At 74.9% G+C, this 14,156-nt stretch carries 10 protein-coding genes; 4 read left to right on the top strand and 6 right to left on the bottom strand.

Annotated features, from left to right (window positions below; all coding sequences use genetic code 11):
• Positions 1-31 precede the first annotated feature (31 nt).
• Complete coding sequence (gene dacB / locus FHE66_RS12895; RefSeq protein ID WP_176554777.1) at positions 32-1,408, bottom strand: D-alanyl-D-alanine carboxypeptidase/D-alanyl-D-alanine-endopeptidase; 1,377 nt, start codon at positions 1,406-1,408, stop codon at positions 32-34.
• A gap of 122 nt (positions 1,409-1,530) precedes the next feature.
• Between dacB and FHE66_RS12890 the strand changes: the two genes are divergently transcribed.
• On the top strand, positions 1,531-2,058 hold the full coding sequence (locus tag FHE66_RS12890; protein ID WP_139073376.1) for an inorganic diphosphatase: 528 nt from the start codon (positions 1,531-1,533) through the stop codon (positions 2,056-2,058).
• Positions 2,059-2,129: 71 nt separating this feature from the next.
• Here FHE66_RS12890 and FHE66_RS12885 read toward each other — a convergent pair whose 3' ends face one another.
• Positions 2,130-3,482, bottom strand: a complete 1,353-nt coding sequence (locus tag FHE66_RS12885) for an NlpC/P60 family protein (protein ID WP_218013723.1) — start codon at positions 3,480-3,482, stop codon at positions 2,130-2,132.
• A 489-nt stretch (positions 3,483-3,971) separates the two neighbouring features.
• Here FHE66_RS12885 and FHE66_RS12880 point away from each other — a divergent pair, with 489 nt between their 5' ends.
• The 3 genes from FHE66_RS12880 (at position 3,972) to FHE66_RS12870 (ending at position 7,734) form a co-directional block, all read left to right on the top strand.
• Positions 3,972-5,306, top strand: a complete 1,335-nt coding sequence (locus FHE66_RS12880; protein ID WP_139073374.1) for a bifunctional o-acetylhomoserine/o-acetylserine sulfhydrylase — start codon at positions 3,972-3,974, stop codon at positions 5,304-5,306.
• A 71-nt stretch (positions 5,307-5,377) separates the two neighbouring features.
• On the top strand, positions 5,378-6,505 hold the full coding sequence (locus FHE66_RS12875; protein WP_255303746.1) for a homoserine O-acetyltransferase: 1,128 nt from the start codon (positions 5,378-5,380) through the stop codon (positions 6,503-6,505).
• A gap of 38 nt (positions 6,506-6,543) precedes the next feature.
• Entirely contained in the window at positions 6,544-7,734 is a 1,191-nt protein-coding gene (locus FHE66_RS12870; protein WP_230976441.1) for an alpha/beta hydrolase, read from the top strand.
• On the opposite strand, the gene FHE66_RS12865 is transcribed toward FHE66_RS12870, so the two are convergent.
• The 4 genes from FHE66_RS12865 to FHE66_RS12850 form a co-directional block, all read right to left on the bottom strand.
• Positions 7,694-8,776, bottom strand: a complete 1,083-nt coding sequence (locus FHE66_RS12865; RefSeq protein ID WP_139073372.1) for a hypothetical protein — start codon at positions 8,774-8,776, stop codon at positions 7,694-7,696. The two genes, FHE66_RS12870 and FHE66_RS12865, sit on opposite strands and share 41 nt — an antisense overlap.
• Positions 8,777-8,994: 218 nt before the next feature.
• Positions 8,995-11,886 (bottom strand): FAD-binding and (Fe-S)-binding domain-containing protein, encoded by a 2,892-nt coding sequence (locus FHE66_RS12860; RefSeq protein WP_139073371.1) that lies wholly within the window; start codon positions 11,884-11,886, stop codon positions 8,995-8,997.
• Between the two features lie 44 nt (positions 11,887-11,930).
• On the bottom strand, positions 11,931-12,953 hold the full coding sequence (gene fgd, locus FHE66_RS12855; RefSeq protein ID WP_139073370.1) for a glucose-6-phosphate dehydrogenase (coenzyme-F420): 1,023 nt from the start codon (positions 12,951-12,953) through the stop codon (positions 11,931-11,933).
• A gap of 36 nt (positions 12,954-12,989) precedes the next feature.
• Positions 12,990-14,105 (bottom strand): bifunctional 2-methylcitrate synthase/citrate synthase, encoded by a 1,116-nt coding sequence (locus tag FHE66_RS12850; RefSeq protein WP_139073369.1) that lies wholly within the window; start codon positions 14,103-14,105, stop codon positions 12,990-12,992.
• Positions 14,106-14,156 lie beyond the last annotated feature (51 nt).

Below are 14,156 nucleotides of genomic sequence, written 5' to 3'. Positions count from 1 at the left end.
CACGGTAACCCGCCGGGCGCCCGCCCGTCGGTCAGCGGCAGCCGCAGGCGGCGAGCGCGGCGGCCCACTCGTCGATCGCGGCGCGCGCCTCGGCCGCCCCGCCGGGCTCGAGGTCGTCGGCGACGACGGCGAAGACGAGGAGCCGCCCGTCGGCGTCCTGGACGAGCCCGGTGAGGCTGACCGCGGTGGTGAGGGTGCCGGTCTTGGCCTGGAGCACCCCGGCGGCAGGCCCGGACATCCGGCCCCGCAGGGTGCCCTCGAGGGCGGCGACGGGCAGCCCGGTGACGGCGCCCCGCAGGTCGGGACGCCCGGGGTCCAGCGCGAGCGCGGTGACGTCGGCCAGCACGGAGGCGGGCACCTGGTTCTCCACGAGCAGGCCGGAGGTGTCGGCGAGGGTGACAGCGCGGGTGTCGATGCCGAGGTCGGCGAGCCGGGCGAGGACGGCGCGGGCCGCCCCCTCGAACGTCGGCTCCTCGCCGTCGGCGATCGCCACGAGGCGGGCGAGGACCTCGGCGACGGAGTTCTCCGAGACGGCGAGCTCGTAGGCGACGACGTCGCGCAGGGGCGCCGACTCGACCGAGGCCAGCTCCCGCGCCCCGGCGGGCGCCTGCGCCCGGGTCACCTCCCCGGTGACGGTGACGCCCTCCGCGCGCAGCGCGTCGGCGAAGGCCTGCCCGGCGGCGAGGGCCGGGTCGGCGACGTACTCGCCGTCGGCGTCGAGCCCGGCGTCGAGCGCGAGCGGCTGGATCGGCATGACGTAGTCGAGGTCGATGCCGCCCCACCCGGGCGCGTAGCCGGGGCCGGAGAAGAGGGTGTCGTCGACGGCGACGCTGACCTCCTGGCCGTCGAGGGCCTCGGCGGTGGCGGCGGCGAGGTCGGCGAGGGACGCGTGGCCGACGACGTCCTCGCTCGCCTCCCCGTCGGTGAGGAGGATGTCCCCTCCCCCGACGAGCACGACCTGGTTCCCCTCCCCCTCCACCGCCGTCGTGCGCAGGACGTGGTCCGGCCCGAGGGCGTCGAGGGCGGCGACGGCGCCGAGCAGCTTGAGCGAGGACGCCGGGGTGCGCGGCTCGTCACCGGCGACGTCGGCCAGGACCTCGTCGGTGAGAGCATCACGCACGACGACCGCGACGGCCCCGCCGGTGCGCGGGTCCGCGACGAGCTCCTCGGTGAGCGCGGTGACCGCCTCGGCGGAGGGGAGCGGGGCGTCGGGGTCGAGGGCCGGCAGGAGCGGCTCGGCGGCCCCGGCCGTGGCCTCGGGGAAGGGCGCCGGGTCGGGCACGGGCGGCGCCGTCGTGAGGACGCCGGGGACGAGGTCGGCGGCGTCGGCGGCCACGTAGCCACCGGCGAGGAGGAGCGCGGTGACCGTGAGACCGGCCGCTGTCCGGCGCCGTCTGCTCCTCGCCACCTGGCCCTCGCCCTCGCGTCGTCGTCCTGTGGGAGGCGGCCAGGACCGCGGCACTCCCGCCGGTGGTCCACACTAGTACCCGGTACGCTCATCGCCCGCGGCGGCAGACGAAAGGTCAGGCAGTGGAGTTCGACGTCACGATCGAGATCCCCAAGGGGAACCGCAACAAGTACGAGGTGGATCACGAGACGGGACGGATCCGGCTGGACCGGATGCTCTTCACCTCCACCCGCTACCCCGACGACTACGGGTTCATCGAGGACACCCTCGGTGAGGACGGGGACCCGCTGGACGCCCTGGTGCTCCTCGAGGAGCCCACGTTCCCCGGCTGCCTCATCCGCTGCCGCGCCCTCGGCATGTTCCGCATGCGCGACGAGGCCGGCGGTGACGACAAGGTGCTGTGCGTGCCCACGGGTGACCAGCGCGCGTCGTGGCGCACGGACATCGAGGACGTGAGCGAGTTCCACCGCCTGGAGATCCAGCACTTCTTCGAGGTCTACAAGGACCTCGAGCCCGGCAAGTCCGTCGAGGGCGCCCACTGGGTGGGCCGCGAGGAGGCCGAGGCGGAGATCCGTCGCTCCTTCCAGCGCGCGAAGGACGAGGGCTACTACGCCCACGCCGACCCGCACGGCCCCGGCCAGGCCGGCTGACCACCCGCACCGTCACGACGACGCCCCCGGACCGCGCGGTCCGGGGGCGTTGTCGTCGGGTGGGACGCCGGTCAGACGCGTCCGCCGTAGGGCAGCACGTTGGGCCAGTACATCGGCACGAGCTCGACGGTCTTGCCCGGCGACGGCGCGTGCAGCCGCATGCCGTTCCCGGCGTAGATCGCCACGTGGTAGATGCCCGAGGTCTGCCCGTTGCTCGAGTAGAAGATGAGGTCGCCGGCCTGGAGGTCGGACACCGGAACGCGGGTGGTCGCGGCGTACTGCGCGCGGGTCGTGCGCGGCAGGGAGACCCCGGCCCGGGCGAAGGCGGTCTGGGTGAGGCCCGAGCAGTCGTACCCGTCGGGACCGGCGGCGCCCCACACGTAGGGCTTGCCCAGCTGGGTGCGCGCCCAGTCCAGCGCGGCGCGGGCGGCGTTGGACGCCGGCGGGGCGGGAGCGGGGGCGGGTGCCGGAGCCGGGGCGGGTGCGGGTGCCGGGGCGGGTTCGGGCGCCGGGGCAGGTGCGGGTGCGGGTGCCGGTGCGGGCGAGGGACGCGAGGGCTGGGGCGCGGACGGCTGCTGCTGGGCGGCCTCGTCACGGGCCGCCTGCTCACGGGCTGCCTGCTCACGGTTCGCCGCGTCGCGGGAGGCGGCCTCCTGCTCGCGGGCCGCCGTCTCGAGGGCGGCAGCGCGGGCCACCTCGGCCTCGCGGCGCTGCCGCTCGGCGTCCAGGGCGTCCTGCCGCTCACGCTCGAGCTCGGCGGTGGTGCCGCGCTGCGCGGCGAGCTGGTCGATGAGGGCGGCGCGACGGTCGGCGGACAGGGCGAGCTGGGTCTCGGCGCTCGCGGCCGAGGCACGGGCCTCCTCCGCGGCGGAGGCGAGCGCCGTCGTCGCCTGCTCCTGCTCGGCGGCGGCCTCGTCGGCGCGCCGCTGGAAGGTGGCGGCGACGAGCTCGCTGGCCTGGAAGCGCTGGAGCGCCTCGTCCGCGCGGGTGCCCATGCGGTCGGTGTGCGTGGCGCGCCGCATGGCGTTCTCGAAGCTGTCGGCGGAGAGCAGGGGCTCGACGGGGCCGAGCGCCCCCGGCCCGGAGCGGTAGGCCGCCATCGCGATGCGTCCGATGACGGCGCGCTGCTGCTCGACCTCCTCCTGGGCCTCCGCGGCTGCCTGCTGCGCCTCGGCGGCGCGCGCGGTCGACTCCTCGAGCCCGACCTGGGCGTCGAGGTAGGTCTCGTTGGCCTGCTGGGCGCGGATGGTCGCCTCCTCGAGCAGGCTGGAGAGCCCGGCGAGCTCGACCTCGAGCTCGGCGATGCTCGAGGCGGTGCGCCCCTCGGCCTCGCGCGCTGCGGCGATCTCGTCCTGCGTCGGCGGCTCCGCCGTCGCGGGGCTGATGACCATGCCGCCCGACAGTGCCATCACGGCGATCGACACGACCACGTGCCGTCGACGGTCCGTCCAGCCCACAGGGTCCTCCCTCACCCGGCCGCACCACACGTCCGGGCTCCCAAGGTAGCGCGCCAAGCCACAGAAGAAAACACCCGTCACATGAGTAACACGAGTAACACCCCTGTAGTTCCGGCGCCGCCGCGAGCGCCCACCGTGCGCCCCTTCACGCACCCCGCGCCCGCTCAGGAGTACCGAGAGCACCGGCAGTGGCGAACCCCGCACCGCCTGTCCACCGCCGTCCGCCTGGTGGACACGGCCCCGACCCGCCGTCCGGTGTCCGAGATGGGGGTTTCGGGGCGCGGGCGGCGTTCGTAGTCTCGCCGCATGAGCCGTCGAATGTGCACCTGACCGCAGCGCACGTTCGCATGCCCGCCGACGTCGGCGCCAGGCCGCCGTGCGCCCCGCCCCTTCCAGGGTCGGCGTGCCGGCAGGGAGCCGCTCGCCGCCCGCTCCCCCCACTTCCTGGAGAACACCATGAGCGAGTCCACCTGGTCCTTCGAGACCAAGCAGATCCACGCGGGCCAGCAGCCCGACCCCGCCACCGGCGCCCGCGCCCTGCCGATCTACCAGACGACCTCCTTCGTCTTCGAGAGCGCCGAGCAGGCCGCCAACCGCTTCGCCCTCGCCGAGCTCGGCCCGATCTACACCCGCATCACCAACCCGACGCAGGCGGCGGTCGAGGACCGCATCGCGGCGCTCGAGGGCGGCGTCGGCGGTCTGCTCGTCGCCTCCGGACAGGCGGCGGAGACCTACGCGATCCTCAACATCGCCGAGGTCGGTGACCACGTCGTCGCCAGCCCGAGCCTCTACGGCGGCACCTACAACCTCCTGCGTCACACCCTGCCCAAGCTCGGGATCACGACGACGTTCGTCACCGACCCCGACGACCCGCAGGCCTGGCGCGACGCGGTCCGCCCCAACACCAAGCTCTTCTTCGCCGAGACGATCCCCAACCCCAAGCAGGACGTCCTCGACATCGAGACGGTCGCAGCGATCGCCCACGAGAACGGCGTGCCGCTCGTCGTGGACAACACCGTGGCCACGCCCTACCTCATCCGCCCGCTCGAGCACGGCGCGGCCATCGTCGTCCACTCGGCGACGAAGTACCTCGGTGGCCACGGCACGTCGATCGCCGGCGCCATCGTCGACGGCGGCACGTTCGACTGGTCCGCCGACCCGGAGAAGTTCCCCAACTACAACACCCCCGACCCGAGCTACAACGGGCTCGTCTTCAAGGACCTCGGCGCCCCGGCCTTCATCCTCAAGGCCCGCGTCCAGCTCCTGCGCGACCTCGGCGCGGCCGTCTCCCCGTTCAACGCCTTCCTCATCGGCCAGGGCATCGAGACGCTGTCGCTGCGCGTGGAGCGGCACGTCGCCAACGCCCAGCGCGTCGCGGAGTTCCTCGAGGCGCAGGACCAGGTGACGAAGGTCGGCTACGCGGGCCTGCCGTCCTCGCCCTGGTACGAGCGGGCGCGCAAGTACGCCCCGCGCGGCGCGGGCGCCGTCCTCACCTTCGAGCTGGCCGGCGGCTACGAGGCCGGCATCGCGTTCGTCGACGCACTCGAGCTGCACTCCAACGTCGCCAACATCGGCGACGTGCGCTCCCTCGTCATCCACCCGGCGTCCACCACCCACTCCCAGCTCGACGAGGCCGCCCTCGCCGGCGCCGGGGTGAGCCCGGGGCTCGTGCGCCTGGCCGTGGGCCTGGAGCACATCGACGACATCCTCGCCGACCTCGAGAAGGGCCTGCGGGCGGCGGCGGCCGTGTCCGCGGCGACGGCGGCCGTCGGGGGCGAGCACTCCTCGTGACCGACGAGCGGCGCGTGGCGCACGCGGTGGGCCCGTCCCGCCGCGTGCGCTCGCGCGTCGAGCCCGAGCAGATCCCGACGACCGGGGCCTGGCACCCGCAGCACGGGCCGGGCGCCCGTTCCTTCGCCGACATCGGCGCGCTCCATCTCGAGGCCGGTGGCCGGCTCCCCGGCGTCACCCTCGCCTACGAGACGTGGGGGGAGCTCAACGAGGCGCGCGACAACGCAGTCCTCGTGTGCCACGCGCTCACCGGCGACTCGCACGTCGCCGGTCCGGCGGGCCCGGGGCACGTGAGCCCGGGCTGGTGGTCCTCGATCGTCGGCCCGGGGCTGGCGATCGACACCGACCGGTGGTTCGTCGTCGCGCCGAACGTGCTCGGCGGGTGCCAGGGCAGCACCGGCCCCTCCTCCCCCGCCCCCGACGGCACACCGTGGGGCAGCCGCTTCCCGCACGTCACCGTGCGTGACCAGGTCGCGGCCGAGCTCGAGCTCACCGACCTGCTCGGCATCGAGCGGTGGGCGAACGTCGTCGGCGGCTCGATGGGCGGCCACCGGGTGCTCGAGTGGGCGATCCTGGCGCCCGAGCGGGTCCGGTCGATCGCCGTCATCGCCTCCGGCGCCCAGACCACCGCCGACCAGATCGCCTGGGCGCACGCCCAGCTCGCCGCGATCACCCTCGACCCGAACTACCGCGGCGGGGACTACTACGCCGCCGGGCCGGGGCAGGGCCCGCACGCGGGTCTCGCGCTCGCGCGGCGCATCGCGCACACGACCTACCGCAGCGCCGAGGAGCTCGAGACGCGCTTCGGGCGGATCCACCAGCACGCGGAGGACCCGATGCTCGGGGGCCGCTTCGCGGTGCAGTCCTACCTCGACCACCACGGGTCCAAGCTCACCCTGCGCTTCGACGCGAACAGCTACGTCGCGCTCACCCGCGCGATGCTCACCCACGACGTCGGCCGCGACCGCGGCGGGGTGCGCGCGGCACTGTCGACGATCACGGCGGACACGCTCGTCGTCGCCGTCGACTCCGACCGGCTCTTCCTGCCCCACGAGTCGGAGCGGATCGCGGCGGCGGTGCCCGGGGCGCGTCCGGTGCGCTACGTGCGCTCCCCGTACGGCCACGACGGCTTCCTCATCGAGCACGAGCAGATGAGCCGGCACCTCGGGGAGTTCCTGCGGCAGGTCGCCCGCCCTTGAGGCGTGCAGTCCGGCCCGCCGCAGGTCATGCTGGGGGCGTGCCGACCATCCCGTTCCTGCGTGCCGACCGGGCCGAGGAGCCCGCCCCCGACGACGACGACACCTCCCTCCCGGCGTCACCCGCCCCCGACGGGCCCGAGCCGGTCGAGGCGTTCGACCCCGACGCCGCGCTCCACGAGCTGGCCCCCGCCCCGGTGGGCGAGTGGGGCCCGGACGTGCTGGGCGCCGGGTTCACCGCCCGGACGGTCGAGCTCCTCCCGGACGAGGACGGACCGGTCGTCGCGACCGTCGTGCGTTACCGGCCGGAGGACGACCCGGACGGCCCGCCGGCCACCCCGCCGCACGTCGCGATGCTCCACATCCACGGGTGGAACGACTACTTCCACCAGCGCGAGCTCGCCCGCCGGTGCGCGGCGCAGGGTGCCGCGTTCTACGCGGTGGACCTGCGCCGCTACGGTCGCAGCCTGCGGCCCGGCCAGCTGCGCGGCTACGTCGAGTCGCTCTCGACGTACGACGAGGAGATCCACGCCGCCCGCGACCTCATCCGCGCCGACCACCCGGGGCTCGAGGACCTCGTCCTCATGGGGCACTCGACCGGTGGGCTCACCGCGGCGCTGTGGGCCCACCGGCACCCCGGCGCCCTGCGCGCGCTCGTCCTCAACGCGCCCTGGCTCGAGCTCCAGGGCTCGGGGCTGCTGCGCGCCGTGGGCCAGCCCGTCATCGAGCGGATCGCGCGCTACCAGCCGCGTGCCGTGCTCCCGGTGCGTGACCTCGGCTTCTACACCCGGATCCTCGCGGGCGGCGGCGAGGACGTCGACCCGCTCGACGGCGAGGTGGAGGCCGAGCCCGACCCCGCGGTGACCGGCTGGGCACTGGAGCCTGCGTGGCGCACGAGCCCGAGCGCGCCGATCCGGCCGGGCTGGCTGGCGGCCGTCCTCGCGGGCCACTCCCAGGTCGCTGCCGGGCTGGCCATCACCTGCCCGGTGCTCGTCCTCGTCTCCGGCTCCTCCCACTTCGCCACGAGGTGGTCGGAGGAGATGCGCCGCGCGGACACCGTCATCGACGTCGAGCTCACCGTGCGGCGAGCCGTCGGCCTGGGACCGCTCGTCACGGTCGCCCGGGTGCCGAACGCCGTGCACGACGTCTTCCTGTCCCCCGCCCGGGTGCGGGGGGAGGCCTACCGCGAGCTCACTCGCTGGCTGCGCGCCTACGCAGCTCCCGACGGCTGAGCCGGGCGCCCTCGCGGCTGGGGCGGGCGGGCACGGACTGCAGCTCCTCGCGCGCCTCGCGCAGGCTGGGCCCGTCCTCACCGAAGCGCCACGCGGCCCACGCGTCGACGGCCACCTCCCCGCCGGTGACGGCACCGGCCGCGGCCTCAGGGGCCGGGAAGGCCTCCCCGGCGACGACGATCCAGCCGTCAGGACTCAGCGTCGCCTCGCCGCGGCGGCCGTTGTCCACCCACACGATGGGGGTGGGGGCGCCGAGGCTCGCCGAGATGCGCACCAGGTCCTCGTGCGGGACCGTGCGGAACTCCCGGCGCCGCGGGCGCGTGGGAACCGTCCCGTTCCCGGCGGGCCGTGCCGCCGGGGCGGGCGTCGGCTCGTCGGCGGGCGCCGGGGTGGCCGGTGCCGGGGTGGCCGGGGTGTCCGGCGTCGGCACGGTCGTCGGAGCCAGCGCGGCGGGGCCGGGGAGGCTCTCGATGACGGGCCGGGAGGGGAGCAGCCACGGCAGGGGGGCGACGGGGTGACTGAGCTCGGCGACGTCGAGGAAGAGCCTGCCGTTGGACATCGTGCGCACGCCGAGCTCGTGGACGACGACGCCGGAGCCGACGAGCGCGTCGACGGCCCCGCGGACGTCGTCGTCGATGGCGGCGGCGGCGACGTGGACGCGCGCGGCGACGGCCGTGCCGACCGGCTGCGACTCCCGGAAGGCGTTCCAGTCGCGCCGGAAGGCAGCGAGCCCGCGGGGGTAGCTCTGGGCGATCTCGATCCAGCCGCGCTGGGTCCCGGCCCGTCCGAGGGCGGCGACGAGCGCGCTCGCGTCCAGCCGCTCGAGGACCGCGATGCTCACGACGTTGCCCGAGGGGTCCATGGCGGTCAGGCGGGGGGACCCGTCGTCGTCCTGCCAGGTGACCGGGAAGACCGGGAGCCCGAGGATGTCGAGGATCTGTGCGCGGACGGCCTCCAGCACGGCGGGGCCGACGGGGTCGTGGACGGCGTGCCCGACCTGTGCCCGGACGAGCTGGCCGGCATCGAACTCGAACAGCGGCATACGGCAGTGACCTGAACTCTCGCTCCGGCGGGGAATGGCCCCCATCCTCTCATGCAGGCCCGGCCCACGGGTCGCCCCGGAGCATGGTCTCCGCCTCCATTGCCGCGGGCCCGCACCCCACACCCGCCCCTCACCCGCCGAGCGCTGGATCGCGCGCACACCCGCGTGCAGGAGCAGCGCTCGGCGGGGGTGGCTTGGCGCGGGGGGCGGGACGGCGGCTAGCGGCGTTCGCCGGCGAGGAGCTGGGCGAGGTGGATGCCGTGGCGCCCGGCCAGCTGCTCACCCTGGGTGCGGCAGGAGTAGCCGTCGGCGAGGTAGACCGCCTCGGGACCGGCCTCCCGCAGCGCGGGGAGCAGGGCGTTCTCGGCGACCTGGACCGAGACCTCGTAGTGCCCCTTCTCCATGCCGAAGTTCCCGGCCAGGCCGCAGCACCCGGCGAGGCGGGTGACGGTGGCGCCGGCCCGGGCGAGCACGGCGGCGTCGGCCTCCCAGCCCATGACCGAGTGGTGGTGGCAGTGCGGCTGGGCGACGACCTCGACGCCCTCGAGCGAGGGCGGCTGCCAGTCCTCCCCCGGCCCGAGCGGGGCGGGCGCGGTGAGCAGCTCGGCGAGGGTGTAGGTGCCCTCCGCGATGCTCCGGGCGCGCGGGTCGTCGGGGAACAGGTCGAGCAGGTCGTCGCGCAGGACGGCCGTGCACGAGGGCTCGACGCCGATGATCGGCACCCCGTTGACGGCGAACGGGCCCAGCACCGCCATGGTCCGCTCGAGCTGGCGGCGGGCGCCGTCGAGCTGGCCGGTGGAGATCCAGGTGAGGCCGCAGCAGGCCTGCTCGTCGGGGACGAGCACCTCGTAGCCGGCCTCGCGCAGCACGCGGACCATCGCCCGCGCCCCGGCGCCGTCGAGCGTCTCGGAGAAGGAGTCCGCCCACAGGAGCACCTGGCGCGGCCGGGCCTCCCCGCCCGGCGTCGGGGCGGAGGCGACCTGGGCGTTGCCGCGGGCCCACCGGGAGAAGCGCTCGGTGGCGAAGCCGACCATCTGGCGCCGCGGGTCCATGCCCCCGGCGCGCATGACGAGCCGCGCGACCGGGCGCACACCGAGCACGGCGTTGACGAGCCGGGTGACGGCGGGCACCTGGGTGATGAGCCGGGACCAGCGGGGCAGCCAGCCGAGGGCGTAGTGGTTGACCGGCCGCAGCCGGCGCCGGTAGCTGCGGTGGAGCACCTCGGACTTGTAGCGCGCCATGTCGACGCCGGCCGGGCAGTCGCTCGAGCACGCCTTGCACGAGAGGCACAGGTCGAGCGAGGCGTGCACGGCCGGGCTGCGCACGTCGGTCACGAGGGAACCGTTGGCGAGCTCCTGGAGGATGCGCGCGCGGCCGCGGGTGACGTCCTTCTCGTCCTTGGTGGCCCGGTAGGACGGGCACATGAAGCCGCCCGCGGCGGAGTTGTCCGAGCGGCACTTGCCCACGCCGGTGCAGCGGTGGACGGCGGTGGTGAGGTCCCCGCCGTCCTCGTGGAAGGTGAATCCGCCGGCGACGGGCGGCAACGGCCGGGCGTAGGGGCGGCGCAGGTCCGCGTCGAGCGGCGCGGGCCGCACGAGGACGCCGGGGTTGAGCTGCTCGGCGGGGTCGAAGAGGGTCTTGACCTTCCCGAAGAGGTCGATCATCTCCCCGCTGTACATGAGCGGGAGCAGCTCGCTGCGGGCGCGGCCGTCGCCGTGCTCGCCGGACAGCGAGCCGCCGTAGGAGGTGACGAGCTCGGCGGAGGCGACGAGGAAGTCGCGCGAGGGGGCGATCCCCTCCGGGCTCTGCAGCGGCATGTCGATGCGCACGTGCATGCACCCGTCGCCGAAGTGGCCGTAGAGCAGCCCGTCGACCCCGTGGTCGGCCATGAGCGCCTCGAAGTCGCGCAGGTAGGCGCCGAGCTTCTCGGGCGGGACGGCGGCGTCCTCCCACCCGGGCCAGCCCTGCGCGCCGGAGGGCGTGCGCCCGCCCAGGCCGGCGCCGTCGGCGCGGATCCGCCACAGCGCGTCGGCCTGCGGTCCGGCGGGCACGACGGCGACGGCGTCGGTCCCGCTGTCGGCCGCGAGCCGGCGGGCGTTGTCGAGGGCGTCCGCGTCGTCGTGCCCGCCGACCTCGACGAGCAGCCAGCCGCCGCCGGGCGGCAGCTCGGGGACGGCCTGCGGGCCGTGGTGACGGCGCACGACGTCGACGAGGCGTGCGTCGATGCCCTCGACGGCGAGCGGCGCGTGGGCGAGCACGGCGGGCACGGCGTCGGCCGCGGCGGCCATGTCCGGGTAGCCGAGCGCGACGAGGACCGGCGCGGAGGGGACGGGGACGAGGTCGACGGTCGCGCCCAGGACGGTGACGAGCGTGCCCTCGCTGCCGACGAGCATCTTCGCCAGGTCCGTGCCGTTCTCCGGCAGGAGGTGCTCCAGGCTGTACCCGGACACCTGCCGCTTGAAGCGGCCGAGCTCGGTACGGATGGTCGCGAGGTTGGCGCTCACGAGCCGGTCGAGGCCGGGGACGACGTCCAGGCTCCCGCGGCCGGCGGTGAAGGAGCGGCCGGTGCCGTCGACGACGTCGAGGAAGGCGACGTTGTCGGCGGTGCGCCCGTAGGCCACGGCGTGCGGGCCGCAGGCGTTGTTGCCGATCATCCCGCCGAAGGTGGCACGGTTCTGGGTCGAGGGGTCGGGGCCGAAGCGCAGCCCGTGCGGCCGGGCGGCACGCTGGAGGTCGGACATGATCACGCCCGGCTCCACGCGCGCGGTGCGTGCCTCGGGGTCGAGCTCGAGGATGCGGTTGACGTGCCGGGAGAAGTCGATGACGACCCCCGGGCCGATGGAGTTGCCGGCGATCGAGGTGCCGGCGCCACGGGTGGTGACCGGCGCGCCGAGCCGGCGGGCGGTGTCGAGGGCGGCGCGGGCGTCGTCGACGTCCCTGGGGACGACGACGACCTCGGGCACCACTCGGTAGTTCGAGGCGTCGGTGGAGTACAGGCCGCGGTGGAGGGGGTCGTCGTGCACCGCTCCGTCGACGGCCGCGCGCAGCGCGGCGACGAGCTCGGAGCGCTGGTCGGCCGGGGCGGGCGGGGCGGGCTCGGTCGTCGTCACGCCCTAGATCCTGCCACTGCCCGCGCCCGGCAAGCCGCTCCGGCTCACGGCGCGGCGGGACCACCGGGGACGGTGAGCCGCCGCAGCCGCGGGATGACCTCCTCGCCGTAGAGCTCGATGAAGCGCCGCTGGTCGGGGCCGGGCGCGTGGAACACGAGGTGGCGGAAGCCGAGGTCGACGTAGGTGCGGATGCGCTCGACGTGCTCGTCCGGGTCGTCGGAGACGATCCAGCGCGAGGCGGCCCGCTCGAGGGGGAGCGCGTCGGACAGGCGCTGCATCTCCACCGGGTCCTCGACGCCGGTCTTCTCCTCGGGGGTGAGCGCGAGCGCCGCCCAGTGCCGGGTGTCCTCCATGGCGCGTCGGCGGTCCGGGTCGAAGGAGACCTTGACCTCCATGAGGAGGTCGAGGTCGGCGAGCGTGCGGCCGGCCTGCTCGGCACCCTCCTCCAGGGCGGGCAGGAGCTTGTCCGTGTAGAGCTCGGGAGCCTTGCCCGACGTCGTGATGAAGCCGTCGCCCACGCGGCCCGCGAAGCGGGTGGCGACCGGGCCGGAGGCGCCGATGTAGATCGGCACCTGCTCCTCGGGGCGGTCGTAGATCGTCGCGTTCTCGGTGCGGTAGTAGGTGCCCTCGAAGGTCACCCGCTCCCCCGACCACAGCTGCCGGATGAGGTCGACCGCCTCGCGCAGGCGGGCGAGGCGCTCCTTGCCGGGGGGCCACGGGATGCCGAGGGCGGCCTCGTTGAGGGACTCGCCGGAGCCGACGCCGAGGATGACGCGGCCGGGGTAGAGGCACCCGAGGGTGGCGAAGGCCTGGGCGATGACGGCCGGGTGGTAGCGGAAGGTCGGGGTGAGGACGGAGGTGCCGAGCACGATCCGCTCGGTCCGCGCGCCGGCCGCCCCGAGCCACGGCAGCGAGGCGGGGGCGTGCCCGCCCTCGTGCCGCCAGGGTTGCAGGTGGTCGGAGATGAACGCCGACTCGAACCCGGCCTGCTCGGCCTGGACGACGAGGTCGACGAGCTCCCCCGGTCCGAACTGCTCGGCGGACGCCTTGTACCCGATCCTCAGCATGCTTCTCCCTCCGGTGCGGCTCAGGTCGCCACCCTCTCACCCATCGTGCTCCGCCACATGCCGCTCCTCGGCGCCGACGTAGTCCGCCAGCGGCCGGATGAGGGTGTTGTCGGCGGCCTGCTCCATGACGTGCGCCGTCCACCCGGTGACGCGCGCGGCGACGAGCAGCGGCGTGAACAAGCGGGTGTCGAAGCCCATGAGGTGGTAGGCGGGCCCGGAGGGGTAGTCGAGGTTCGGCGCGATGCCGGTGCGCTCCGCCATCGCCCGCTCGAGGGAGGTGTAGAGGTCGAGCACGTCGTGCCGTTCGTAGTGCTCGACGAGCCGCCCGAGAGCCGCACGCATCGTCGGCACGCGCGGGTCGCCCTTCTTGTAGACGCGGTGCCCGAAGCCCATCACCCGGCGCCGGGCGGCCAGGGTCTCGTCGAGCCACGCGAGGGTGCGCGACGCGTCCCCGATCTCCTCCAGCGTGTCCATGACGGCCTCGTTGGCGCCGCCGTGGAGCGGGCCCTTGAGCGCGCCGATCGCCCCGACGACGGCGGAGTAGAGGTCCGAGAGCGTCGAGGTGATGACGCGGGCGGTGAACGTCGAGGCGTTGAAGGAGTGCTCGGCGTAGAGGATGAGGGAGATGCGGAAGGCGTCGACGACGACGGGGGCGGGCACCCGCCCGAAGGTCATGTGGAGGAAGTTCTCCACGAACCCGAGGTCCGGGCGGGGCGGGACGACCGGCAGCCCGCGCCGGCGGCGCTGGTCGTAGGCGATGACGGGCGGGATCTGGCTGAGCAGCCGGACCGCCTTGGCGTAGTCGGAGGAGCGGTCCCCGGCGTACGGGTCGGTGGCCCCGATGACGCTCACCGCGGTGCGCAGGACCTCCATCGGGTGCGCCGTCGTCGGCAGGAGGTCGACGGCGGTGCGCACCCGCTCGTCCATCGCGCGCTGGGCGCGGCCCTCCCCCTCCATCTCCAGGAGCTGCAGCCGGGTGGGCAGCTCACCGTGCCACAGGAGGTAGGCGACCTCCTCGAAGGTGCACCGCGCGGCCAGCTCCTCCACCGCGTAGCCCCGGTAGAGCAGCGAGCTCGTCTCCGGGTCGATCTCCGATATCGCCGTCCGGTCGGCGACGACGCCGACCAGACCCTTGCGGATCTCCTCGCTCATGCTCACTCCTCATTGTCGCTCAGCGACGGAGGGCGGAGAGCTCGTCGTCGC

It is taken from the genome of Georgenia sp. 311 (assembly GCF_006151955.1).
GTDB classification, from domain to species: domain Bacteria; phylum Actinomycetota; class Actinomycetes; order Actinomycetales; family Actinomycetaceae; genus Oceanitalea; species Oceanitalea wutianyii.
Note: the sequence above shows the minus strand (reverse complement) of the source record. Positions and strands in the feature narration are given on the sequence as shown.

What these genes read in the sequence shown, in the direction of transcription:
- FHE66_RS12880 (WP_139073374.1), top strand. Translation starts at nt 3,972, where the DNA reads ATGAGCGAGTCCACCTGGTCCTTCGAGACCAAGCAGATCCACGCGGGC.
- FHE66_RS12865 (WP_139073372.1), bottom strand. Translation starts at nt 8,776, where the DNA reads ATGCCGCTGTTCGAGTTCGATGCCGGCCAGCTCGTCCGGGCACAGGTC.
- FHE66_RS12850 (WP_139073369.1), bottom strand. Translation starts at nt 14,105, where the DNA reads ATGAGCGAGGAGATCCGCAAGGGTCTGGTCGGCGTCGTCGCCGACCGG.
- fgd (WP_139073370.1), bottom strand. Translation starts at nt 12,953, where the DNA reads ATGCTGAGGATCGGGTACAAGGCGTCCGCCGAGCAGTTCGGACCGGGG.